The 23,641-nt window shown below is 72.7% G+C and carries 23 protein-coding genes; 15 read left to right on the forward strand and 8 right to left on the reverse strand.

The window, feature by feature from the left end:
- Nucleotides 1–38 precede the first annotated feature (38 nt).
- The 4 genes from SMD20_RS10515 to SMD20_RS10530 all read right to left on the reverse strand — a co-directional run bounded on the left by SMD20_RS10515 (nucleotide 39) and on the right by SMD20_RS10530 (nucleotide 3,068).
- The gene (locus tag SMD20_RS10515; protein WP_329578343.1) at nucleotides 39–656 is read right to left on the reverse strand and encodes an ATP-dependent Clp protease proteolytic subunit; all 618 of its coding nucleotides are present in this window, start codon (nucleotides 654–656) and stop codon (nucleotides 39–41) included.
- Nucleotides 657–658: 2 nt separating this feature from the next.
- On the reverse strand, nucleotides 659–1,222 hold the full coding sequence (locus SMD20_RS10520; RefSeq protein WP_329578346.1) for a ClpP family protease: 564 nt from the start codon (nucleotides 1,220–1,222) through the stop codon (nucleotides 659–661).
- 171 nt (nucleotides 1,223–1,393) lie between these two features.
- Nucleotides 1,394–2,254 (reverse strand): DUF2268 domain-containing protein, encoded by an 861-nt coding sequence (locus tag SMD20_RS10525; protein WP_329578349.1) that lies wholly within the window; start codon nucleotides 2,252–2,254, stop codon nucleotides 1,394–1,396.
- Nucleotides 2,255–2,297: 43 nt separating this feature from the next.
- Nucleotides 2,298–3,068, reverse strand: coding sequence for a hypothetical protein (locus SMD20_RS10530; RefSeq protein ID WP_329578351.1), 771 nt, complete (start codon nucleotides 3,066–3,068; stop codon nucleotides 2,298–2,300).
- 55 nt (nucleotides 3,069–3,123) lie between these two features.
- Here SMD20_RS10530 and SMD20_RS10535 point away from each other — a divergent pair, with 55 nt between their 5' ends.
- The 9 genes from SMD20_RS10535 (at nucleotide 3,124) to SMD20_RS10575 (ending at nucleotide 10,724) form a co-directional block, all read left to right on the forward strand.
- On the forward strand, nucleotides 3,124–4,125 hold the full coding sequence (locus SMD20_RS10535) for an AAA family ATPase (protein ID WP_329578354.1): 1,002 nt from the start codon (nucleotides 3,124–3,126) through the stop codon (nucleotides 4,123–4,125).
- Nucleotides 4,122–5,069: a DUF58 domain-containing protein gene (locus SMD20_RS10540; RefSeq protein WP_329578357.1), complete on the forward strand. Its 948-nt coding sequence runs from the start codon at nucleotides 4,122–4,124 to the stop codon at nucleotides 5,067–5,069. The genes SMD20_RS10535 and SMD20_RS10540 overlap by 4 nt, the downstream gene beginning before the upstream one ends.
- Nucleotides 5,066–6,013, forward strand: a complete 948-nt coding sequence (locus tag SMD20_RS10545; RefSeq protein WP_329578360.1) for a VWA domain-containing protein — start codon at nucleotides 5,066–5,068, stop codon at nucleotides 6,011–6,013. The genes SMD20_RS10540 and SMD20_RS10545 overlap by 4 nt, the downstream gene beginning before the upstream one ends.
- 11 nt (nucleotides 6,014–6,024) lie before the next feature.
- Nucleotides 6,025–6,615 carry a class I SAM-dependent methyltransferase gene (locus SMD20_RS10550; RefSeq protein ID WP_329578361.1) on the forward strand — a complete coding sequence of 197 codons (591 nt, stop codon included), beginning with the start codon at nucleotides 6,025–6,027 and terminating at the stop codon, nucleotides 6,613–6,615.
- Complete coding sequence (locus SMD20_RS10555) at nucleotides 6,612–7,151, forward strand: TrmH family RNA methyltransferase (protein WP_329578364.1); 540 nt, start codon at nucleotides 6,612–6,614, stop codon at nucleotides 7,149–7,151. Before SMD20_RS10550 ends, SMD20_RS10555 begins: the two co-directional genes overlap by 4 nt.
- 36 nt (nucleotides 7,152–7,187) lie before the next feature.
- On the forward strand, nucleotides 7,188–7,988 hold the full coding sequence (locus SMD20_RS10560) for a glycerophosphodiester phosphodiesterase family protein (RefSeq protein ID WP_442942468.1): 801 nt from the start codon (nucleotides 7,188–7,190) through the stop codon (nucleotides 7,986–7,988).
- A gap of 83 nt (nucleotides 7,989–8,071) precedes the next feature.
- Nucleotides 8,072–9,505, forward strand: coding sequence for an MFS transporter (locus SMD20_RS10565; protein ID WP_329578366.1), 1,434 nt, complete (start codon nucleotides 8,072–8,074; stop codon nucleotides 9,503–9,505).
- A 115-nt stretch (nucleotides 9,506–9,620) separates the two neighbouring features.
- Entirely contained in the window at nucleotides 9,621–10,241 is a 621-nt protein-coding gene (locus SMD20_RS10570) for a hypothetical protein (protein ID WP_329578368.1), read from the forward strand.
- Between the two features lie 138 nt (nucleotides 10,242–10,379).
- Nucleotides 10,380–10,724, forward strand: a complete 345-nt coding sequence (locus SMD20_RS10575) for an RNA polymerase-binding protein RbpA (protein ID WP_091084968.1) — start codon at nucleotides 10,380–10,382, stop codon at nucleotides 10,722–10,724.
- 56 nt (nucleotides 10,725–10,780) lie between these two features.
- On the opposite strand, the gene SMD20_RS10580 is transcribed toward SMD20_RS10575, so the two are convergent.
- From SMD20_RS10580 to SMD20_RS10595, 4 genes are all read right to left on the reverse strand, one after another.
- Complete coding sequence (locus SMD20_RS10580) at nucleotides 10,781–11,317, reverse strand: FxsA family protein (RefSeq protein WP_329578373.1); 537 nt, start codon at nucleotides 11,315–11,317, stop codon at nucleotides 10,781–10,783.
- A 95-nt stretch (nucleotides 11,318–11,412) separates the two neighbouring features.
- Nucleotides 11,413–12,174: a polyprenol monophosphomannose synthase gene (locus tag SMD20_RS10585; RefSeq protein WP_442942469.1), complete on the reverse strand. Its 762-nt coding sequence runs from the start codon at nucleotides 12,172–12,174 to the stop codon at nucleotides 11,413–11,415.
- Nucleotides 12,167–13,648, reverse strand: a complete 1,482-nt coding sequence (lnt, locus tag SMD20_RS10590) for an apolipoprotein N-acyltransferase (protein WP_329578375.1) — start codon at nucleotides 13,646–13,648, stop codon at nucleotides 12,167–12,169. The genes SMD20_RS10585 and lnt overlap by 8 nt, the downstream gene beginning before the upstream one ends.
- A gap of 824 nt (nucleotides 13,649–14,472) precedes the next feature.
- Nucleotides 14,473–16,824 carry a HelD family protein gene (locus tag SMD20_RS10595; RefSeq protein WP_329578378.1) on the reverse strand — a complete coding sequence of 784 codons (2,352 nt, stop codon included), beginning with the start codon at nucleotides 16,822–16,824 and terminating at the stop codon, nucleotides 14,473–14,475.
- Between the two features lie 172 nt (nucleotides 16,825–16,996).
- On the opposite strand from SMD20_RS10595, the gene SMD20_RS10600 reads away from it, so the two are divergent.
- From SMD20_RS10600 to SMD20_RS10625, 6 genes are read left to right on the forward strand one after another with little or no spacing between them, the layout of a single operon-like run.
- A complete protein-coding gene (locus tag SMD20_RS10600) occupies nucleotides 16,997–18,196 on the forward strand; it encodes an ROK family transcriptional regulator (protein ID WP_329578381.1) in 1,200 nt (399 codons plus the stop codon).
- Between the two features lie 33 nt (nucleotides 18,197–18,229).
- Nucleotides 18,230–19,570 (forward strand): ABC transporter substrate-binding protein, encoded by a 1,341-nt coding sequence (locus SMD20_RS10605; protein WP_329578384.1) that lies wholly within the window; start codon nucleotides 18,230–18,232, stop codon nucleotides 19,568–19,570.
- Nucleotides 19,571–19,572: 2 nt separating this feature from the next.
- A complete protein-coding gene (locus SMD20_RS10610) occupies nucleotides 19,573–20,529 on the forward strand; it encodes a carbohydrate ABC transporter permease (RefSeq protein ID WP_329578387.1) in 957 nt (318 codons plus the stop codon).
- Entirely contained in the window at nucleotides 20,526–21,359 is an 834-nt protein-coding gene (locus SMD20_RS10615; protein WP_329578389.1) for a carbohydrate ABC transporter permease, read from the forward strand. The genes SMD20_RS10610 and SMD20_RS10615 overlap by 4 nt, the downstream gene beginning before the upstream one ends.
- A 4-nt stretch (nucleotides 21,360–21,363) precedes the next feature.
- Nucleotides 21,364–22,635: a family 4 glycosyl hydrolase gene (locus SMD20_RS10620; RefSeq protein WP_329578391.1), complete on the forward strand. Its 1,272-nt coding sequence runs from the start codon at nucleotides 21,364–21,366 to the stop codon at nucleotides 22,633–22,635.
- Nucleotides 22,632–23,633, forward strand: a complete 1,002-nt coding sequence (locus SMD20_RS10625; RefSeq protein ID WP_329578394.1) for an N-acetylglucosamine kinase — start codon at nucleotides 22,632–22,634, stop codon at nucleotides 23,631–23,633. Before SMD20_RS10620 ends, SMD20_RS10625 begins: the two co-directional genes overlap by 4 nt.
- Nucleotides 23,634–23,641 lie beyond the last annotated feature (8 nt).

Below are 23,641 nucleotides of genomic sequence, written 5' to 3' on the forward strand. Positions count from 1 at the left end.
ATGGGGGCGCGCCGCCTTGGGGAGGGGGTGAACGAGGGTCAGCGGGTCGTGGCGAGGGTCCGCTTCCTGGAGGCGTAGATGTCGTCCACCAGCCGGTAGGTCCGCGCCTGCTCGGCGGTGAAGATCCGGTCGCGCTCGATGTCCTTGCGGATCTCCAGCGGCGACCGCCCCGTGTGCCGGGCCAGGATCTCCTCCTGCTGGTCGCGCATCCGCAGGATCTCCCTGGCGTGGATCTCCAGGTCGCTGCCCTGCCCGCGCCCGCCCTCGATGTGCGGCTCGTGCAGCAGCACCCGCGCGTGCGGCAGCGCGGCCCGCTTGCCCGGCGCGCCGGCCGCCAGCAGCACGGCCGCCGCCGAGGCCGCCTCGCCGATGCAGACGGTGTGGATCTCCGGCCGGACGAACTGCATCGTGTCGTAGATCGCGGCCATCGACGTGAACGACCCGCCGGGCGAGTTGATGTAGAGGCTGATGTCCTGGTCGGGATCGATCGACTCCAGCGTCAGCAGCTGCGCCATCACGTCGTTGGCCACGGTGTCGTCGATCGGCGCCCCGAGGAAGATCACCCGGTCCTCGAACAGCTTGTTGTACGGGTTGAGCTCCTTGATGCCGTAGGAGGTGCGCTCGGTGAACGACGGCAGCACGTAACGCCCGCTCATCTTCAGTTCATCCCTTCGGCGATGTGGTCGACGAAGCCGTACTCCAGGGCCTCCTGGGCGGTGAACCACCGGTCGCGGTCCGAATCGGCCTGGATGCGCTCCAGCGGCCGGCCGGTGTGCCGGGCGATGATCTCGGCCATCCGCCGCTTGGTGTAGAGCATGTTCTCGGCCTGGATCTGGATGTCGGTGGCCGAGCCGCCGATGCCCCCGAGCGGCTGGTGCATGACGACACGGGCGTTGGGCATCGCGTAGCGCTTGCCCTTGGCGCCCGCGCACAGCAGCACCTGTCCCATCGACGCGGCGAATCCCATCGCGACCGTCGCCACGTCGCACGGAATGAACTGCATCATGTCGTAGAGCGCCAGCCCGGCCTGCACCGAACCGCCCGGGGAATTGATGTAAAGGGTGATGTCGCGTTTGGGGTCCTCGGCGGCCAGCAGAAGGAGCTCCCCGCACAGCCGGTTGCAGATCTCGTCGTCGACCTCCTGGCCGAGAACGACGATGCGCTCCTTGAGCAGCCGCCGGCCGAGCTGGTCCGGCCAGGCCGCATGCTTGGTCTCCGTCATGAGGGCCGCCTTCCTTGGTGCGGTTGATCGCTGCGGAAAACGCTAGTCCCGGCCTTCCCGGATAACGGAGAACTTTCGCTGGCGGCACATTTCTCTAAAAGCGCATTCCACCCTGGGCGAATTCAGCTCGACATTCTTTCGCCAAGGTGCGAGGGCCCCCGGAAACGCCGGTCAGCGCACGCCGCCGCGCCGCATCAGCTCGGCGGCGGGGAGCAGGGTCGCCTCCGTGGCCGTCAGCCCCGTGGCCTCCAGCGCGCGGTCCACCAGTCGCAGCCCCACCGCGTAGCCTGCCATGTCGGCGATGCCGCGCGGCTCCCCGCCGAAGTCGCGCATCGCGCCGTCGCCCAGCACGTACGCCGGCGTGTGCCGCATCCCCTGCAGGTCGAAGTCCTTCATGATCAACTCGTACGCCCGGTCGAACTCCTCCCCGGTCACCTTCTTCGACCACGGCCCCATCGCCTCCGGCCCGGACAGCTCCCGTACGAACGCCTCGGCCAGCCCCTCCGCCACCACGTGCTCCCCCACGGTCACCGTCACCGGGTTCCACTCCACGTTCATGAAGCGCACGTTGTGGTGGAACTCGTGCACCGCGCAGTGCGCGATCCGCCCGATCACCTCCTCGCCGGGCCAGGCCAGCAGGAACAGCCAGCCGGGCGAGCCGCCCATGCCGTAGTAGCCGCCGGAGCGCACCATCAGGTTCTCGTTCTCCGGGTCGCCGAGCACGAGCATGACCTGCAGCGACTCGGCCTGCACGGCGCCGCTCAGCCGCTCGGAGGCGCGCTCCAGCTCCCGCCGCACCTGGCCGAGCACGTCGGCCTCGATCATCCGCTCGACGGCGGGCAGGTAGCGCGGGTCGTCGGCGTCGACGCGGAAGCCGCCCGCCTGGTGGTGGATGTCCACGATGTCGCCCGGCATCGGGATCGCCGAACGCATCGGCGCGAGCATCCCGGCCACCGCGGCCGGCCGCTCGTCCAGGGGCCGCCGCAGCAGGGCGGCCATCGTCGTCAGGGTGTCATGAACGATGAACTCCATGACGAGGACGCTAGAACCTCACGTTGCGTGAGGGTCAAACGCCTTAAAGCGGCGACCCCTCGCCGTTGTCGTCCCCGGGCGACCTGCCCGGCGTGGGCGGCCCGCTCCGCGTCGGCGACGGCGACAGCGACGGCGAGGGCTGCGGCTCGGTCGTCTCCGGCACGGGCGGCGGCGTCGGCACGAACACCGTCGGCGGCAGCTGCCGCGGCTGCGGCTCGCTGTCGCTGCGCCCGAGCACCAGGAGCAGCAGCATCGCCGTCACCAGGGCCAGCAGCAGCGCCAGTGCCAGCGCGGCCATCAGCACCCGCCGCCGCGTCTCGGTCAGCGGGCGGCGCCGCGTCACCGGCCCCGGCAGCGCGGGCGCGCGGTCGGTCAGCCAGTGCGGCACGAAGTCCGGCCCGTGCGCCTGCCCGATGAGCGTCCCGCCCACCATCACCGGCTGCAGGAACCACTCCGCGCCCGGCTGCCCCGGCACGTACGGCACCGCCACCCACGGCGCGCTGCTCAGCTCGCTGTCCAGCACCTCGGGCGCCCCGTCCAGCACGGCCGTCCGCTGCCGCCCCGTCCACCCGAACCAGGGACGCCGGCCCGCCCGCTCGCCCCCGGCGCCCCTGATCGCGGTGATGAACCGCTCGCGCGCCGCGGCGTCGAACGCGGCGCCTCTCGTCAGCACGGCCAGCGACACCGCACGTCCGTCGGACGCCTGGCCGAGGTACACGAAACCGGCCGGCGCCTGGTGCAGGCGCGCCTGCACCACGAACGGCCCCAGGCGGGGCGGATCGCCGTACTGCAGCGGACTTGCCACGTTTGCCATGAAAGCACAGACGTGGCGTCGTGCACGTTTGCGGCGCGTTTGGTGGAATGGCGTCATGAGCGTCGCCGAAGAGTTGCCAGGCGGATCCGACGCGGCCCTGCTGCGTCAGAGCCTCGACGAGGTCCGGCGGGTCATCGTCGGACAGGAGCACATGGTCGAGAGACTCATCGTGGCCCTGCTCGCGCGCGGCCACTGCCTCCTGGAAGGGGTGCCGGGCGTCGCCAAGACCCTCGCCGCCTCCACCCTCGCCACCGTCGTGGGCGGCACGTTCGCCCGGATCCAGTTCACCCCCGACCTCGTGCCGAGCGACATCATCGGCACCCGCGTCTTCCACCCGTCGAACGAGAAGTTCGACGTCGAGCTCGGCCCCGTGTTCGTCAACTTCCTGCTCGCCGACGAGATCAACCGCGCCCCCGCCAAGGTCCAGTCCGCCCTGCTGGAGGTCATGGCCGAGCGGCAGGTCACGCTGGCCGGCGTCACCCACCCGCTGCCCAGGCCGTTCATCGTGCTCGCCACCCAGAACCCCATCGAGTCCGAGGGCGTCTACCCGCTGCCCGAGGTGCAGCGCGACCGGTTCCTCTTCCGGGTCCGCGTCCCCCACCCCAGCGCCCACGAGGAGCTGGAGATCCTGCAGCGGATGAGCGTCACCCCGCCCATCCCCGAGCGGGTGCTCGAACCCGACCGGCTCCTCGCCCTCCAGCAGGCCGCCGAGGAGGTCTCGGTCCACCAGCTCGTCGCCGACTACGTCGTACGCCTGGTCATGTCCACCCGCTCCCCCGCCGAGTACGGCCTGGCCGACCTCGCCGACACCATCGAGATCGGCGTCAGCCCCCGCGCCACCCTCGGCCTGGTCGCCGCCGGCCGCGCCATGGCCCTGCTGCGCGGGCGCGACTACCTGCTGCCCGACGACGTACGCGACGTCGCCGTGGACGTCATGGCCCACCGTCTCATGCTCACCTTCGACGCCCTGGCCGACGGCGTGGACCCCGAACAGGTCGTCAAGCAGATCCTGCACGCCGTCCCCCCGCCCCTCGTCGTCTGGAACCAGGGCCGTTGAGCGCCTCGACCGCCGAGCAGGCGCTGCGCAGGCTGGAGCTCACCGTCACCCGGCGGCTCGACGGGCTGCTCCACGGCGCCCACCAGGGCCTGCTGCCCGGCGCCGGCAGCGAGGCCGGCGACAGCCGCGTCTACGTCCCCGGCGAGGACGACGTGCGCCGCATGGACTGGAACGTCACCGCCCGCACCACCGTCCCCCACGTCCGCGACCTCATCGCCGACCGCGAGCTGGAGACCTGGGCCCTCGCCGACCTGTCCCCCAGCATGGACTTCGGCACCGCCGGCACCGACAAGCGCGACCTGGTGATCTCCGCCGTCGGCGCGATCGGGTTCCTGTCCAGCCGCCTCGGCGACCGGTTCGGCGCGCTCGTCATGCACGACGAGTTCATCCACCGCATGCCCGCCCGTACCGGCCGCCCCGCCCTCTACGGCCTCCTGCACTCCCTCATGGACGCGCCGCGCGGCGCGGCCGTGCCCGACCCGCCCGACCTCGCCGAGGGCATCGAGGTGCTGGCCGCGACGCGCCGCCGGCGCGGCATGCGGCTGATCGTCTCCGACTTCCTCGACGCCCGCCCCGAGCTCGACCCCGACGCCGAACGCCCCTGGGAGCGCCCCGTCAGGCGGCTCGCCGCCCGCCACCAGGTCCTCGCCGTCGAGGTCATCGACCCCCGCGAGCTCGAACTGCCCGACGTCGGCCGGGTCGCGTTCACCGACCCCGAGACCGGGAAAGTACGCGAAGTGCACCTGACGCCCAAAGTCCGCCAAGCGTACGCGGAAGCCGCGGAGTTGCAGCGCGAGGGCACCCGCCGGGCACTGCGCCGGGCCGGCATCGCCCACCTCGTGCTGCGCACCGACCGCGACTGGGTCTTCGACGTCGCGCAGTTCGTCCTGCGCCAGCGGCGCATGAGCCACGTGGCTCGCCGGGCCCACGGGAAGGTGACATGACGTTCCTCGCCCCCGCCTGGCTGTGGCTGTTCGTCCTCGTGGCGCTGCTGGTGGCCGGCTACGTCGCGGCGATGTTCGCCCGCCGCCGCTACACCGTGCGCTTCACCAACCTCGCCCTGCTCGACCTCGTCGCCCCCGCCGGCCCCGGCTGGCGCCGCCACGTCGCCCCCGCGCTCTTCCTCGTCATGATGTCCCTGCTGGTCATCGGCGCCGCCAAGCCCGCCGACCAGGTCCGCGTCCCGCGCGACCGCGCCACCATCATGATCGCCCTCGACGTGTCGCTGTCCATGGACGCCGACGACGTCCAGCCCAACCGCATCGCCGCCGCCAAGGCCGCCGCCCAGAACTTCGCCCGCGAGCTGCCCGACCGCTTCAACGTCGGCGTCGTCTCCTTCGCCCGCTCGGCCAACGTCGTCATCTCCCCCACCACCGACCATCAGGCCGTCATCACCGGCATCGGCACCCTCACCACCCGCCCGGGCACCGCCATCGGCGAGGCCGTCTTCAACGCCCTCGACTCGCTGCGCTCCTTCGACCAGCAGGCCGCCACCGACCCGCCGCCCGCCGCCATCGTCCTGCTCTCCGACGGCGACAACACCTCCGGCCGCTCGGTCAACGAGGCCATCGAGGCCGCCCAGCAGGCCCACGTGCCGGTCTCCACCATCGCGTACGGCACCCAGGAGGGCACCGTCGACATCGACGGCCGCCCGGTGAACGTCCCCGTCAACAAACAGACCCTGCAGTCGCTGTCCGACGGCACCTCCGGCCGCGCCTACACCGCCGAGTCCGGCGCCGAGCTGCGCGACGTCTACGAGCAGATCGGCACCTCGCTCGGCTACAAGCTGGTCAACCAGGAGATCACCCAGTGGTTCATCGTGGCCGCGATCCTGGCCGGGCTGCTGGTGGCGGGCGCGGCGGTCATGTTCGGTACCCGTATCCCGTAACGTTTCACCACGTGGCCCACTACTTCTCCGAGCGGCCGGGTGCCGCCAGCCGGCCGGGCACGGTCGACCTCGTCCTGCCCGACCTGCACCTGCGGCTGGAGACCGACAGCGGCGTGTTCTCCCCGGAGCGGGTCGACGTGGGCACGCGGGTGCTGCTGGAGAGCGTCCCGCCGCCGCCCCAGGAGGGCGACCTGCTCGACCTGGGCTGCGGCTACGGGCCGATCGCGCTGACCATGGCCTCCCGCGCGCCCCGGGCCACCGTGTGGGCCGTCGACGTCAACCGCCGCAGCGTCGAGCTGACCGGTCGCAACGCCCAGGCCGCGCGCCTTGACAAAGTAAGGTCGGTGCACGTGGACGAGGTGCCGGACGACGTCCGCTTCCGGGCGATCTGGTCCAACCCCGCCATCCGCATCGGCAAGCAGGCCCTGCACGACATGCTCACCAGGTGGCTCACCCGGCTGACGCCCGACGGCGTGGCCTACCTGGTCGTCCAGAAACACCTCGGCTCGGACTCCCTGCAGCGCTGGCTCGGCGAGCAGGGCTGGCACGCCTCCCGCGAGGCCAGCCGGGCCGCCTACCGCATACTGAAGGTGACCCGATGAGAAGGCAGCTGCGCCCCACCGACGTCAAGCGGCTCAACCGCACCTGGCGCAGGAACACCGGCAACCGGCTGGGGATGATCCTGGAGTCGGTCACCGGCCCGTTCAACGTCGGCTCCATCTTCCGCAGCGCGGCCGCGTTCGGCGTCGACGAGATCTGGCTGGCCGGCAACGCCACCCCGCCCACCAACCCCAAGGCGGGCAAGACCGCGCTCGGCACCGAGCGCCTGGTCACCTGGCACGAGCCGGTGCCCGCCACCGAGGCGGTCAAGGCCGCCAGGGAGGCCGGCTACACCGTGCTGGCCATCGAGCTGACTGCCGAGGCGACGCCGCTGCACCGGGCCGACCTCGACCGCGACGTGTGCCTGGTGGTCGGCAGCGAGGACCACGGCTGCTCCCCCGCCCTGCTCGACGCCGTCGACGGCGCCTGCTACATCCCCCAGGTGGGGCGGGTGGGCTCGTTCAACGTGGCGGTGGCCGCCGCCATCGCGCTGTCCGAGGCCCGCCGCCAGGAGTGGCAGAATCTCGCCGATTCGTAACCTCAGCGTTCATCCCGAAAGGGCATACTTCTGGACGTGCTGAGCCGTCGATACGCCTTCCTCGACCATCCAGGCCCGCTCGCCTTCGCCCACCGCGGCGGCGCGGCGGAGGGCGCCGAGAACTCCGCGGCCGCCTTCGAGCGGGCGGTCGGGCTCGGTTACACCTACCTGGAGACCGACGCGCACGCCACGGCGGACGGCGTGCTGCTGGCCTTCCACGACCACACGCTGGACCGGGTCACCGACCAGCGGGGGCGCATCTCCGAGCTGCCCTACCGGGCGGTCCGGCGGGCCCGCATCGCCGGCGTCCACGAGATCCCCCTGATGGAGGACCTGCTCGGCACCTGGCCGGAGGCGCGCTTCAACATCGACGTCAAGGAGGCGGCGGCGATCGCCCCGCTGGCCGAGGCGGTGCGGCGCACCAACGCCTACGACCGCGTCTGCCTGACCTCCTTCTCCGACGAGCGGCTGATGCTGGCCAAGGCGGCGCTGGGCCGCGACGTGTGCTCCTCGCTCGGGCCGCGCGGCGTGGCCGCCCTGCGCGCCGCCGCCGCGACCTCGGGCTACGGCCGGCTGCTGACCCGCCTGTCGCGCTCGGGCATCCCCTGCGCCCAGGTGCCCATAGGCTTCCGCGGGCTGCGCGTCACCACGGGCCGCCTGATCCGCACCGCGCACGCCATCGGCATGCAGGTGCACGTGTGGACCATCAACGACCCCGCCCGCATGGAGCAGCTGCTCGACCTCGGCGTGGACGGCATCATGACCGACAACGTCACCGGCCTGCGCGAGGTGCTCACGCGGCGCGGCCAGTGGCATCCGGGCAGCCTGGCGGCCTAGCCGCTCCCCCGCCCTCCGCCCCGGGCACTCCGCCATCACGACCCCCGGCCACTGGTCCGGCCCTCTAGGAGCGACACGACATCATGCCCGTACCCGCACCCCCCGCGGCTCTGGACGAATCCCCCGCAGCGCGCCGGCGCGAACAGCGCGGCTGGTACTTCTACGACTGGGCGAACTCCGCCTTCTACACCACGGTCATCTCGGTCTTCCTCGGCCCCTACCTGATCCCGGTGGCGCGGAGCGCGGCCTGCGAACAGGACTTCCCCGGCGTGCCGGCCGAGCGGTGCTCGGCCGACTTCGACAACCTGATCGCGGCCAACCCCGGCCTCGGCTACGTGGACGTCCTCGGCGCCGACATCCGGCCGGCCGCCTTCTTCGGCCTGATCACCACGATCGCGGTGTTCCTGCAGATCGTGCTGCTGCCGATCGCGGGCGCGCTGGCCGACCACACCGGCCGCAAGCGGGAGCTGCTCGGCGGGTTCGCCTACGTCGGCGCGCTGGCCGCGATGGGCCTGTTCTTCGTCGACGGCGACCGCTACATGCTGGGCGGCGTGCTGTTCGTGCTGGCCAACCTGGCCTACGGCTGCTCGATCGTGGTCTACGACTCGTTCCTGCCGCAGATCTCCACGCCGGAGGAGCGCGACGGGGTGTCCTCGCGCGGGTGGGCCATCGGCTACCTGGGCGGCGGGCTGCTGCTGGCGCTCAACCTGGTGCTGTACCTGCAGCACGAGAGCCTGGGGCTGACCGAGGGCGAGTCGGTGCGGATCTGCATGGCCTCGGCGGGCCTGTGGTGGGCGACGTTCACCATCGTGCCGCTGCTGCGGCTGCGCAACCGGCCGGTGCCGGCGCACGAGACGACGGCGCTGCGCTCGGTCGGCGGCAGCTTCCGCCAGCTCGGCCGCACCCTGTCCGAGCTGCGCCGCTACCCGCTGACGCTGCTGTTCCTGGTGGCGTACCTGGTCTACAACGACGGGGTGCAGACCGTGATCGGCAACAGCGCGGCCTTCGCCTCCGAGGCGCTGAAGCTGGACAAGACCGTGCAGATCACCGCGATCCTGATGGTGCAGTTCGTGGCGTTCTTCGGGGCGCTGGCGCTGGGAGGGCTGGCGCGGCGGTTCGGCACCAAGCGGACGGTGCTGGCGAGCCTGGTGCTGTGGACGGCGATCGTGGCGACGGCGGTGTTCGTCCGCGAGGGCGAGGCGCTGCAGTTCTACCTGATGGCGTTCGCGATCGCGATCGTGCTGGGCGGCACGCAGGCGCTGTCGCGCTCGCTGTTCTCGCAGGTCATCCCGAAGGGACGGGAGGCCGAGTACTTCAGCCTGCTGCAGATCAGCGACAAGGGGTCGGCGTTCATCGGCTCGCTGACGGTCACCATCGCGCTGCAGCTCACCAACAGCTACCGCATCGCCATCGTGTCGATGGTGATCTTCTTCGTGGTCGGCTTCGTGCTGCTGGCGCTGACGAACCTGCCCAAGGCGATCCGCGCCGCGGGAAACGAGGTGCCGGCCAGGATCTGACCGGTGGGCGCTATGTGCGGCGCACATAATCGAGAGCAGTGCTCTTGACGTATGCCATCGCTCTGCGAGAGCATTGCTCTCGTCAGAGAGCGTTGCATCGATCAAGGAGCGCCGCATGCCCGTCCGTCTCACCTCCGCCGCCTTCGCCGGGACCGGCGTGCTGTTCCTGCTCTACCCGCTGCTGCGCCCCGCCACGGACGACGCCGCCGCGATGGCCTCCGCCGGCTGGGTCGCCGGGCACGCGGCGGCCATGGGCGGCTTCGTCCTGCTCGCGCTCGCGCTGCTCGGCCTGCACCAGGTGCTCGGCGACCGGCTGTCGCTGCGCGCGGCGGTGGTGACGTGGCTCGGCGCGGGCCTGACGCTGCCGTACTACGGAGCCGAGGACTTCGGGCTCAACGTGATCGCCCAGCGCTCGCTGCGCGACGGGACGCCCGCGCTGATGGAACTGGCCGAGGAGTTCCGCTACGGGCCGGTCGCGGTGACCATGTTCGCCGCGGGGCTGGTGCTGCTCGGCGTGGGCACGGCGCTGGCGGCGGTCGCGGTGTGGCGCTCGGCGGCGCTGCCCCGTTGGAGCGCGGTCCCGCTGGCGCTCGGGTTCGCGCTGTTCATCCCGCAGTTCTTCGGGCCGTACTCGCTGCGGATCGCGCACGGCGCGCTCATCCTGGCCGGCGCCCTGTGGCCGGCGCTCGCGCTGGCCGTCAAGGGGCGGCGCGCCGCCGTCCCGGCGGCCGGGTGAAGAACCCGTCCGAAGAACCCGAGCCCTTCAGCGCGATTGGATCTCCCCGAGGGTGGGAATCCCATCACGGTACCAAGCGTTAGACACCGTGGGAGACAGTCCCCCCACGCATGGGGGCCCTGTAGGAGGCATTGAGACATGGGCGAGCGCGCGCTTCGTGGCACCCGGCTCGGGGCAACCAGCTACGAGAACGACCGTAACACGGATCTGGCACCGCGCCAGGAGGTGTCCTACACCTGTCCTAAGGGCCATCGCTTCGATGTTCCGCTTGCCGCCGAGGCCGAGATCCCCTCGACGTGGGAGTGCCGCATGTGCGGCGTGACCGCGGTGCGGGTGGACGGCGAGCAGCCGGAGTCGAAGAAGACCAAGCCCCCGAGGACACACTGGGACATGCTCCTGGAACGGCGGTCCATCGAGGATCTTGAGGAGGTGCTCAACGAGCGGCTGGCGGTCCTGCGGGCCCAGCGCCGCAAGAGCGCCTGACATCCTCTCACGGTGAAACCCCCGGGCCCTTCCGGCCCGGGGGTTTCTTCGTGCGTTCAGGCCCTCGGCGGGCGTCCCAGCGCGCCGCGCGGTTCTCCCTGGTCGCTGTGGCGCTGATCGCCGGAGTCCTCCCTGATCACCTCGCCGGTGACCACCCGGCCGCCGTGCGGCGCCTGCCCGCCCGGCGCGGGCGGGAACAGATCGCCGTACGGCGAGGTCGCGGCCAGGCGCTTGATCCGCCGCTCGAAGAACCACACGCCGAGCCGGCGCATCAGCGGCCGCGTCACCGGCAGCACGAAGGCGAGACCGGCGAGGTCGGTGAGGAAGCCCGGCATCAGCAGCAGCGCGCCGCCCGTCAGCACGAGGCCGCTGTCGGCCAGCTCACGCTCCGGCATCCGGCCCGACCGCAGCGACTCCTGCAGCGCCCGCCAGGCCCGCCGCCCCTCGCGGCGGATGATCCAGGAGCCGAGCAGGGCGCCGGCGATGAGCAGGGCCACGGTCGCGAGCCCGCCGATCGCGGACCCGACCTGGAAGAGCAGCCAGATCTCCAGCACGGGGACGATCAGGAAGCTCAGGAAGAGCAGCAGCCGCATCGTTCGTATCTCCGATTCCGCACGCGTACGCCAGGACCGCGTACGTCAGGAACAACGTCCGGCGGGCCCGGGACGTTCCTGGCCGGGGGACGTTCCTAGCCGCGCCGCCGCAGGCGTCCCGGCAGGCCGGTCACGCCCCACAGGCCGATCCGCCACAGCGCCTCGGACATGATCTTCCCGCTCATCTTGCTCTTGCCCGCCGTGCGCTCCACGAACGTGATCGGCACCTCCACCACCCGCAGCCCGTGGCGGGCGGTGCGCAGGGTGAGGTCGACCTGGAAGCAGTAGCCCTGCGACTCGACGCCCGACAGCCCGACCTTCTCCAGAGTGGCGGCGCGGTAGGCGCGGAAGCCCGCGGTCGCGTCGCGCACCGGCAGGCCCAGCATGACGCGGGTGTAGACGTTGGCGCCCTTGGACAGCAGCTCGCGCCGCTGCGGCCAGTTGACGACCCGGCCGCCGGGGACGTAGCGCGACCCGATCGCCAGGTCCGCCCCCTCCCCCAGCGCGGCCAGCAGCCTCGGCAGCTCCTCGGGCTGGTGCGAGCCGTCGGCGTCCATCTCCACCAGCACGTCGTAGCCCCGCTCCAGGCCCCAGCGGAAGCCGGCGATGTAGGCCGCGCCGAGTCCCTGCTTGCCGGGCCGGTGCAGGACGTGCACCTGCTCGTCGCCGGCGGCCAGCTCGTCGGCGACCTCGCCGGTGCCGTCAGGGCTGTCGTCGTCGGCCACGAGCACGTGCGCCTCGGGCACGGCCGCCCGTACGCGCTCGACGATGGAGGGCAGGTTGTCGCGCTCGTTGTAGGTCGGGACGACGACGAGCACCCTGCCGAGCGTCTCCATGTCCGGTCGCCCCTCACCCATCGGCCCGCCGCCTGCCCCGCCACGCGGCGACCCCGGCCGCCGCGACTCCCATCGCCATCAACGCCCACTCCGGCCAGGCGCCCACCTTGGTGGCGAGCGTCTCGCCGGTGCGTACGGGCACCTTCACCACGTTCATGTCCGCGACCAGCTCGCGGGTCTGCCAGGAGACCTTACCGTCAGGCGTGACGAACGCGGAGATCCCGGTGGTCGCCGCGGTCACGACGGCCCGGTTGTGCTCGACCGCGCGCAGCTGCGACATGGCGAGCTGCTGCGGCGGCAGGTTGGACAGGGCGTAGCTGGCGTTGTTGGTCTGCACGACGATCGGCGTGCCGCCGGCCCGGACCGTGCCGCGCACGGTGGCGTCGAAGGCCACCTCGTAGCAGTTGACCGCGCCGACGGTGACCGGGCCGAGCTTCAGGTCGCCCGGCCGGTCGCCGGGGACCGACTGGCGGCCCACCAGGCTCGCCCGCTCCCACAGGGCCAGCACGAGGTCCTTGAACGGGGTGTACTCGCCGAACGGCACCAGGTTCTGCTTGTCGTAGTAGGCGCCGGGGCCGGTGACCGGGTCCCAGGTGAGGCTGCGGGTGGCGCGGCTGTCGTCGCCGATGGCCACGACGGCCCCGACGAGCGTGGGCACGCCGACGTCGCTCACCGAGTCCTGGATGATCTGGCGGGCGGTCTCGTCCCGGTAGGGGTCGATGTCGGTGGAGTTCTCCGGCAGGACGACGATGTCAGGCTTGGGCAATTTGCCCTCGCGGACGGCCTGGGCCAGGCGCTTGGTCTCGCCGGCGTGGTTGCGCAGCACGACGGCCGGCTCGTCGCCCAGGACGTACATGCCGCGGCCGGGGACGTTGCCCTGCACGATGCCGACGTTGATCGAGCGGCCCTCGTCGCCGGGCCGCGGCACGGCCGGCGTCAGCAGGGGCACCGCCAGCGCCAGGAACGCCGGAGCCGCCCGCAGCCACGGGCGGGCCGCCGGGGGCCGGACCAGGACGGCGTGGGCCAGCAGGGCCCCGCACAGGGCCACCGCGAACGACACCAGGGGCGCGCCGCCGAGCGCGGCGTACTCGGTGAACAGCGACTCGCCCTGGCTGAAGGCCACCCGCGCCCACGGGAAACCGCCGATCGGCACCAGGCCGCGCGCCCACTCCATCGCCACCCACAGGCCGGCGAACCACACGGGCCAGGCGCGCAGCCGGAACACCAGGGCGGCCAGGGCGGACATGACGGCGTAGAAGACCGTCTCGGCGGCGACCAGCATGACCCAGACGTCGTCGCCGATGGTCCGCACCCAGGCGAGGGCCGGGAACAGGAACACCGCCGCGGCGAGCGCGCCCACCCAGGCCGCGCGCCTCGGGCGGGTGCCGTACAGGGAGGCGACGACGAGCGCGAGGCCGAGGGGCGCGAGCGGCCACCAGCCGAGCGGCGGGAACGCGGCGAACAACGCCAGCCCGCCGGCCACGGCCGCCCCCACCCGGGCCAGCGTCCGGCTCCGCGGCTCCCGCTCAGGCCCGCCCCGGCGGCCCGAGCCGCCCTCCCCGGCGCGCCCGGCAGACTCCCCTGTGCGCCCGGCGGGCGGACCGGAGTCGCCGCCTCCTCCGCCGACCGGCGCCTCAGTTACGGAAGGCTCCCCTTCGCCGGAGGCTTGGGCGCCCTCCGGCTGGGAGGCCGACGATGAGGAGGCGGGACCGGGGCCCGTCGGGGGCGGTGACGACGGGGCGGCGGGGTCGGGGCCCGTCGGGGGCGGCGGGCTCGTGCGTTCCTGAACCACTCCGGGTCTCCTCAGCCACCGTCGAACACCTGCTTGCTCGCGAAAACGCTACCGCCCCGCGGCCGCGCTCATGCCAGCGCGCGCCCACGCGAGGGGATTTCAGGATGCGCAACGGGTGGCGGCAGGGTGATCCCGCGGCCGACGGGACCACCCGGCGCACTCGCAGGTCCGGCGCACGGGAGCGGGAAGAGGGCCCGGAAACCCTTCGGACCGGACCCGTCTCGTCGGCGGCGAGCGCGGAATTCCGTTGTCTACTGGGCTCCCGGACCCGTCCCGGGTCCAACCCCCCGCCCGGTTGGGGTGCCCCGACTCGACGGACCGACGGCCCTGCACCTGGCTGTGTGGACGAAGTCACGCTCCGTCACGGACGCAGGATCCGACGATGTCAGAGACGGCCAACCGGCCAAGTCCCGTGCTGGACTGCGCAGCAAACTACCGACTCCACCTCAGATGTCAACCGTGTCCCGATCAGCGGGAACATCAAGTTTCCGCAGGTGGGACATGCGGGACGGGCGCCGTAAAGCCGATCAAAGCCCATCGGAGGGTGCTCCCGGCCTGGCCGGCAGCCCTTGCAGGGCCGCGGGAAGCGGCCGTTCGTGGACGACGCCGAGCCGCTGAGTCGCTCGCGTGAGAGCAACATACAGGTCGCTGAGCCCCCGTGGCGACTGGGCGGCGATGAGCTCGGGCTCGGCCACCACGACGGAGTCGAACTCCAGGCCCTTCGCGTCCGCCACCCCCATGACCGCGACGGGGGCGTCCAGCGCCTCCGCTCCCCTGGCCCGGCCGGCCCCCGGCGTGACGACGACCGCGCCGGGCACGACCTCGGCGACCTGCGCCCCGATCCGGTCGAGCAGCGCGTCCGGCGCCACGACCGCGACCTTGCCGCCCTCCCCGACCTCGGCCTTGACCAGCTCGGGCAGCGCCGCCAGCGGGGCGGCCCACGGCTCGGCGCCGCTCTCGCGCACCGACGTGGGCGCCTCCAGCGACGGGTCGATCGCGGCGAGGACGCCGGCGGCGACCGCCATCAGCTCGACCGGCGTACGGTAGTTGACGGTGAGCCGCTCCTGCCGCCAGCGCCCGGCCACGTACGGGTCGAGCACCTCGCCCCACGACCGCGCCCCGGCGGCCGAGCCGGTCTGCGCGATGTCGCCGACGATCGTCATCGACCGGGTGGGGCAGCGGCGCATGAGAGCCCGCCAGGCCATCGGCGACAGCTCCTGCGCCTCGTCCACGATGACGTGCCCGTAGGCCCAGGTGCGGTCGGCGGCGGCGCGTTCGGCGGTGGTGAGGTAGGGGCCGTCGCCGCGCTGGCGCTCGGCCAGCCGCTCGGCCTCCATGACGTCGGACAGGCCGGTCAGCTCCAGCACCTCGCGGGCGTAGGCGAGCTCCGCCTCGCGCTCGTGCTCCTCGGCCCGCCGGGCGGCGGCCAACTCCTCCTCGGCCTGCATCGCGGTGGCGCGCAGCACCTGCTCGTCGATGTCGCCGAGCAGCTCGGCGGCCTCGTCCAGGAGCGGCACGTCGGACTCGGTCCACTCGCCGGCCCGCGGGCCCTCGCGGCGCAGCAGCGCCCGCTCCGCGGGCGTGAGGTGCGCGGCGGCGTAGCCGAGGCGCTCGGGCGAGCCGTAGAGGCCGAGCAGCAGCCGCTGGGGCGTCAGGTACGGCCACAGCCGGTTGAGCGCCGACTTGACGGCGGGCTCGGTGCGCAGCTCCTCACGCAGGTCGGCCAGCTCGTCCTCGTCGATGAGCCCCTTGCCGATCTTGCGGGCCTGCTGGCGGGCGAGCGCGTTCAGCAGCGAGCGGACGAACACCGCCCGCGCCTGGTTGTGCGGCCGGCGCGAGCGGGCGGCCTTGTTCCTGGCGGCGTCCAGCATGGACCGGTCGACGGTGAGCGTGATCCGGCCGAGTGTGATCTCGACCGGTTTGCGCGGCACCTTCTGCCGGTCGCGCACGGCCCTCGCGATGACCTCGACCATGCGCGGGTCGCCCTTGAGCGCGGCCACCTCGGGCCGTTCCCTGGCGGTGGCGGTCACGCCGGGGTAGAGCTCGCCGACGGTGGACAGCAGCACGTCGGTCTCGCCGAGCGAGGGCAGCACCTGCTCGATGTAGCGCAGGAACGTCAGGTTGGGGCCGAGGATGAGCACGCCGCGGCGCTCCAGCCGCTGGCGGTGGGTGTAGAGCAGGTAGGCGGCCCGGTGCAGGGCCACGACGGTCTTGCCGGTGCCGGGGCCGCCCTGGACGACGAGGACGCCGTTCAGGTCGCCGCGGATGACCCGGTCCTGCTCGGCCTGGATGGTCGCGACGATGTCGCGCATGCGGCCGGTGCGCCGCTCGTCGAGCGCGGCCAGCAGCGCGGCCTCGCCGTTGAGCGTGGCGCGGTCGTCGTCGCTGAGCGCGCCGAGGTCGAGCAGGTCGTCGTCGACGCCGATCACCGCGCGGCCCCTGGTCTGCAGGTGGCGGCGCCGGGTGACGCCCATGGGGGCGGCCGGGGTGGCGCGGTAGAAGGGCTGCGCCACCGGGGCGCGCCAGTCGATGAGCAGGCGCCGCTGGTCGTCGTCGGTGAGGCCGAGCTTGCCGATGTAGAGCCGGCCCTCCTCCTGGTGGTCCAGCCGGCCGAAGACCAGGCCGCGCTCGACCGCCCACAGCCGGGCGAGCCTGGTGGCGTACATCTCGGCGAACGTGTCGCGCTCCGACCTGTTCTGCATCGTGCCGACGGCGCCCGTGGCCAGCACCTCCTTGAGCTGCCGCTGGGTGCGCTCGCGCAGGGCGTCGAGCCGCTCGTAGAGCGCGGTGACGTACTCCTGCTCCTTGGCGAGCTCCGTTTGACGCGTTGCCGCCTGACCATTAATGTGGTTAATGGGACACTCCGGGCCATTCTGCATGTTGTTACGACAAACGACGACATTAGCATGCCGGTCGCGGCACTCTGCTCGGTTTTCCTTCCCTCTCCTCTCTCCGTTACGGCTTCGTATCGCCTCTTGACCGTTCGCGCCAGGCATCCTTATGTTCCTCGTGAGTTAGGAAAGTTTCCTAACTCCAAGTGAAGGAGACGCCGTGGACGGTCCGGTTCCGGGGACCCCCAGTCTGCTACGCGCCATCAACGACCGCGCGGCCCTGCGGGCACTCCTCGACCGAGGACCGCTCACCCGCCCCGAGATCGGCGCGCTGACCGGCCTGTCCAAGCCCACGGCCTCGCAGCTCCTCGCCCGGCTCCAGGAGGCCGGGCTGGTCGTCCTGGACGGCGTGCGGGAGGGCCTGCCGGGGCGGACGGCCGAGGTCTACCGGATCAACCCGGCGGCGGCGTACGCGGGAGCGCTCGACGTCACCCCCGACCGCATCGAGGCGCGGATCGCCGACATCACCGGCACCGTCGTCGGCGAGCACACGCTGCCCACGACCCGCCGCCGCCCGGCCGGCGAGCTGGTGGAGCGGCTCGGCGCGGCGCTGGCGGGCGCGAACCCGCCGGACAAGCTGCGCCGCGTCGTCATCGGCGTGCAGGCCGCGATCGACCCGGCGACGGGCCGGCTGGGGTACGCCGCGGCCAAGGACGTGCCCGGCTGGCAGATCCCCGACCTGGTGCCCACCCTGTCGGCCGGCCTCGGCGTGCCGGTGGACGTCGAGAACAACGTCAACCTCGTCGCGCTCGCCGAGCAGGCGCACGGCGCGGCCCGCGACAGCCGGGACTTCGTGCTGCTGTGGGCCGACGAGGGCATCGGCTCGGCGATCGTGCTCGGCGGCCGCATGCACCGGGGCGCGACCGGCGGCGCGGGCGAGGTGGGCTACATGCCCACGCCGGGCGCGCCGACCGCCCGCGAGGCCGGCCGCTACGCCAACCACGGCTACCAGGCGCTCACCGGCGGGCCCGCGGTGCTGAAGCTGCTGCGCTCGTACGGCGTGCGCGGCGCCGACTTCCGCCAGGCCGTCGCGAACGCCGTGCGTCTCGCGGGCGGCGCCGGGCAGCGGGCCGACGACGCGCGGGCCGGGCTGCGCGACATCGCCGCCCGGCTGGCGGTCGGCCTGGCCGCCGTCACCTCCGTCGTCGATCCCGGGCTCATCGTGCTGACCGGCGGCGTCGTGCTGCCGGGCGGCGAGACGCTGCGTGAGCTCGTCGAGCACGAGCTGCACGCCCTGACCATCCCCCGGCCCCGCGTGCGGCTGTCGAGCGTCGAGGGCAACCCGGTGCTCGCCGGCGCGCTCGACCTGGCCCTCGACACCGTGCGTGAGGAGGTGTTCGGCTCCACCGTCCGCTCGTGACCCCGTCACCCCCCACCGCAGGAGGCACCCCCCGTGCGCTTCGTCCCTCTGGCGGCCGCCGCGGCACTGCTGTGCTCGGCCGCGCTGACCGCCTGCACCGCAGGAAAGGAGGCCGGGCCCTCGCTCGGCGCTCCCCGGCCCTCGGGATCGGCCTCGCAGGCCCTGCCCGCGGCCACCATCGAGCTCTGGCACGGCTTCTCCACCGACGCCGAGGTGAAGGCGTTCGAGGCGGCCATCGCGGCGTTCAACCAGAAGTATCCGCAGATCACCGTCAAGGCCACCAAGGGCGTCCAGGACGACCAGATCACCCAGGCGATCCGCGGCGGCAACGCCCCCGACGTGGCCGCCTCGTTCACCACGGACAACGTCGCCCAGTGGTGCAGGTCGGGAGCGTTCCAGGACCTGACGCCGGTGATCGCGCAGGACGGGATCGACCTGTCGGTGCTGCCGGCCGTGGCCCGCTCCTACACGGCCTTCGAGGGCCGTCAGTGCACGCTGCCGCTGCTGGCCGACGCCTACGGCCTCTACTACAACAAGGCGCTGATGAAGGGCCACGAGCCGCCGCAGACGCTGAGCGAGCTGGCGGACCTGGCCAAGAAGCTGACCGTCCGCGACGCCGACGGCACCATCAAGGTCGCCGGGTTCATCCCGAGCGTCCAGTACTACGAGAACAGCCCGAGCCACCTCGGCCCGATGGTGGGCGCGAAGTGGTACAACGCCGACGGCACCTCGGCGATCGGCTCCGACCCTGCCTGGCGCGAGCTGCTGACCTGGCAGAAGGAGCTGGTCGACTGGTACGGCCACGACAAGCTGGAGAAGTTCAGGAAGAGCCTGGGCGACGAGTGGAGCGCCGAGCACCCGTTCCACAAGGGCAAGGTCGCGATGGTCCTGGACGGCGAGTGGCGCAACGCGATGATCGCCCTCGACGCCAAGGGCCTGGACTACGGCACCGCTCCCCTGCCGGTCTCCGACGACCGGCCCGAGCTCTACGGCAGCGGCTTCACCGCCGGGACCGTGATCGGCGTGCCGAAGGGCGCCAAGCATCCGCAGCAGGCGTGGGAGCTGGTGAAGTACCTGACGACCGACACGGGTTCGCTGGTGACGCTGTCGAACGCGCTGCGCAACGTCCCCACGACCAAGGCCGCGATGGACTCGCCCGACCTGGTCAAGGACGCCAACTTCCAGACCTTCCTCGACGTCTTCGCGCATCCGAAGACCTCGACGCTGCCGGCCAGCGTGAACAGCGTCTTCAACCAGGAGGCGTTCGCCGCGTTCATGGCCAAGTGGGAGCGGGGCTCGGTGAAGGACCTGGAGGCCGGGCTGAAGGACGTGGACCGGCAGATCAACGACAAGTTGAAGCTGTCCGGAGGCTGATCGTGACCTCCCTGCCCGCCGCGCCGCCGCGTCCCCGGTGGTGGCCCCGGTGGTGGCGCGGCGAGGGCGCGCGTGCCCTCCTGTGGCTGTCGCCGTGGATCGCCGGGGTGTCGGTGTTCTTCGTCTATCCGCTGCTGTCCACGGTGTACTTCTCCTTCCACCGCTACGACATGTACACCCTCGAGTTCGCCGGGCTCGACAACTACCGGTATCTGCTGCGCGACCCCCGGGTGGGCGTCTCGGCGCGCAACACGCTGTGGCTGGTGGCCGTGATGGTCCCGGCGACGGTGCTGTTCTCGCTGGCGCTCGCCCAGCTCGTGGTCCGGCTCAAGGCCGGGGCGGGGCTGCTGCGCACGGTGTTCTACCTGCCGTCGCTGGTGCCGATGACGGCGGGCACGATCACGTTCGTCTTCCTGCTCAACCCCGGCACCGGCCCGGTCGACCACCTGCTGTCGCTGGTGGGGGTGCGGGGTCCTGACTGGTTCGGCGACCCTGACTGGTCCAAGCCGAGCCTGACGCTGCTGTCGCTGTGGGGCTGCGGCCAGCTCATGGTGATCTTCCTGGCGGCGCTGCTGGACGTGCCCAGGCACCTGTACGAGGCCGCGGCCATCGACGGCGCGGGGGCCTGGCGGCAGTTCCTCAGTGTGACGCTGCCGACGATCGCGCCGGTGCTGATGTTCGCCCTGGTCACGAACGTCATCTACGCCCTGCAGTACTTCTCGCAGGCGATGGTCGCCTCCCGGGTCGCCTCGGGCTCGACCGACTCGCCGGGCAGCTCGTTCTCGCCCGGCTATCCGGAGGAGTCGCTGCTCACGCTGCCGCAGTGGCTGTTCCAGGTGGGCTTCCGCGACTATTCGATGGGGTACGCCTGCGTGCTGGCGCTGCTGCTGTTCGCCGTCTCGATGATCTTCACGCTGGTGCTGCTGCGGCAGTTCCGCCGGGCCGAGGAGGCGTCGTGAGCGCCCGGAGGCGGCGGGTGCTGCTGTGGGTCGCCACGCACGCCTTCGCGGTCGCGCTGGCGCTGATGTTCCTCGCGCCGGTGGCGTTCATGACGCTGACCGCGCTGATGACCGACGAGCAGGCGCTGACCAGCGACCTGTGGCCGCGGAGCTGGAACTGGGCGAACTTCGCCGAGGTCTTCGACCGGTCGCTGCTGCTGCGGTGGGCGGGCAACACGCTGCTGTACGCGGCGCTCGGCACGCTGTTCACGGTGGTGTCGTCGGTGCCGGTGGCGTACGCGCTGGCCCGGTTCCGCTTCCGTGGGCGGCGGGCGGCGTTCCTCGTGGTGATCGCCGCGATGATGCTGCCGCCGCAGGTCGTCGCGGTGCCGATCTACCTGGTGTGGGCGCGGCTGGGGCTGACCGACAGCCTGTGGCCGCTGATCCTGCCGATGCTGCTCGGCGACGCGTTCTCCATCTTCCTGCTGCGCCAGTTCCTGGTCACGATCCCGCGCGACTACACCGACGCGGCGAAGGTGGACGGCTGCTCGGACCTGCGCACGCTGGTGCGGGTGGTGCTGCCGATGGCGCGCCCGGCGGTGGCGGCGGTCGCGCTGTTCCAGTTCTTCTACTGCTGGAACGACTACTACGGGCCGCTGCTCTACGCCGGCGTGCAGCAGGACCATCTGACGCTGTCGCTGGGCCTGGCGACCTTCAAGGCGTTCCACAGCGTGCAGTGGAACCTCACCATGGCGGCCACGCTGCTGGTGACCGCGCCGGTGATCGTGCTGTTCTTCCTCGCCCAGCGGGTGTTCATCGAGGGCGTGACGTTGACCGGGGTGAAGGGGTGAGCGGATGAAGGTGGCCGTGGTCGGGGGCGGCTCGACGTACACACCGGAGCTGGTGGACGGGTTCGCCCGGCTGCGCGAGGAGCTGCCGGTGTCGGAGCTCGCGCTGATCGATCCGGACCCGCGCCGGCTGGAGCTGGTGGCGGGGATGGCGCGGCGGATGCTCGGGCACGCCGGGCATCCGGCGCGGGTGCTGGCCACCTCCTCGGCCGCCGAGGGCGTGGCGGGGGCCGCGGTGGTGCTGTTCCAGCTCAGGGTGGGCGGGCAGGCGGCCCGCGAGCAGGACGAGACGGTGCCGGGGCGGTGCGGCTGCGTCGGGCAGGAGACGACGGGCGCGGGCGGGCTGGCCAAGGCGCTGCGCACGGTCCCGGTGGTGCTGTCGATCGCCGAGACCGTACGCGAGCACGCGCCGGACGCCTGGATCGTGGACTTCACGAACCCGGTCGGGATCGTCACCCGGGCGCTGCTGGACGCGGGGCACCGGGCGATCGGGCTGTGCAACGTGGCGATCGGGTTCCAGCGCCGTTTCGCCGCGTGGCTGGGGGCCGATCCCGCGCGGGTGTCGCTCGGGCACGTGGGGCTCAACCACCTGTCGTGGGAGCGGGCGGTGTTCCTGGACGGGGATGACGTGCTGCCCGCGCTGCTGGAGCGGCACGGCGCGGAGCTCGCCGCCATGGTGGGGCTGCGGCCGGGGCTGCTGGCCAGGCTCGGCGCGGTGCCGTCGTACTACCTGCGGTACTTCTACACCCACGACGAGGTGGTGCGCGAGCAGCGGACCGGGCCGTCGCGGGCCTCGGAGGTGGCGGCGCTGGAGGAGCGGCTGCTGGAGCTGTACGCCGACCCGGCCGTGGTGACCAAGCCGGAGCTGCTGGCCGGGCGGGGCGGGGCGTTCTACTCGGAGGCGGCGGTGGCGCTCATCGCGTCCCTGCTCGGCGACCGGGGGGACGTGCAGGTGGTGAACGTGCGCAACGGCGGCACGCTGCCGTTCCTGCCGGAGGAGGCGGTCGTCGAGGTGCCCGCGGTCGTCGGGGCGTCGGGCGCGCGGCCGCTGCCGGTGCCGCCGGTGGAGCCCCTGTACGCGGGGCTGATCGGGCACGTGTCGGCGTACGAGACGCTGGCCGTGGAGGCGGCCGTGCACGGCGGCGCGGACCGGGTGCGGGACGCGCTGCTCGCCCACCCGCTGGTCGGGCAGGACGAGCTCGCGGAGGAGCTGACGGCGCTGTTGCTGGAGGCGGGCCGCGCGCACCTGCCGTGGGCGCGCGGGCCGGTGGGCGCGTGAGCGGGCGGCTCGTCCTCGCCGTGGACGGCGGCAACAGCAAGACGGACGTCGCCGTGGTGTCGGAGGACGGCCGGGTGCTGGCCGAGGCGCGGGCGGGGGCGTTCGCGCCGCAGCGGGACGGCGTCGCCGCCGCCGTGGACGTCGTCACGGCGGCCGTCGCCGCGCTGACCGGTGGCACGCGGTTCGACCAGGTGTCGGCGTGCCTGGCCGGGGCGGACCTGCCCGAGGAGGAGGCGGCGCTGGCGCGGGAGTTCGCCGCGCGGGGGCTGAGCGCGGAGGTGGTGGTGCGCAACGACACGTTCGCGCTGCTGCGGGCGGGGGCGTCCGCGCCGTGGGGCGTGGCGGTGGTGTGCGGGGCGGGCATCAACGCGGTCGGCGTCTCGCCCGGCGGCGCGGTGGCCAGGTTCCCCGCGCTGGGCCGGATCAGCGGGGACTGGGGCGGCGGGCTCGACCTCGGCGAGGAGGTCCTGTGGCACGCCGTGCGCGCCGAGGACGGCCGCGGCGCCCCGACCGTCCTCGCCGAGCTGGTCACCGCGCACTTCGGCACGGGGAGCGTGACGGAGGTGGTCCTCGCGCTGCACACCGGCGGGATGGACGACGGGCGGCTGCACGAGCTGGCGCCCGGCGTGTTCGCCGCCGCCGGGGCCGGGGACGCTGTGGCCACGTCGCTGGTGCGGCGGCAGGCCGAGGAGGTGGCGCTGATGGCGGAGGTGTGCCTGCGCCGGCTCGGCCTGCTGGGGACGCCGGCCGAGGTGGTGCTCGGCGGCGGCCTGCTGACGGCGCGGGACCCGCTGCTGACGTCCCTGCTGGAGGGCGAGTTCGCGCTGCGGATGCCGCTCGCGGTCCCGGTGGTGGCGGAGGAGCCTCCGGTGCTGGGCGCGGCGCTGCTCGGCCTGGACCGGCTGGGCGCCTCTGAGGCGGCCGGTGCCCGCCTCAGAGGCCACTACCGGCACTCGCCCCTCCCTGATCCCCCCAGCGCCGCCCAGGCGGTGTCCTGAGGATCAGG

This window comes from Nonomuraea sp. LP-02, from assembly GCF_036289125.1.
GTDB lineage: Bacteria > Actinomycetota > Actinomycetes > Streptosporangiales > Streptosporangiaceae > Nonomuraea > Nonomuraea bangladeshensis.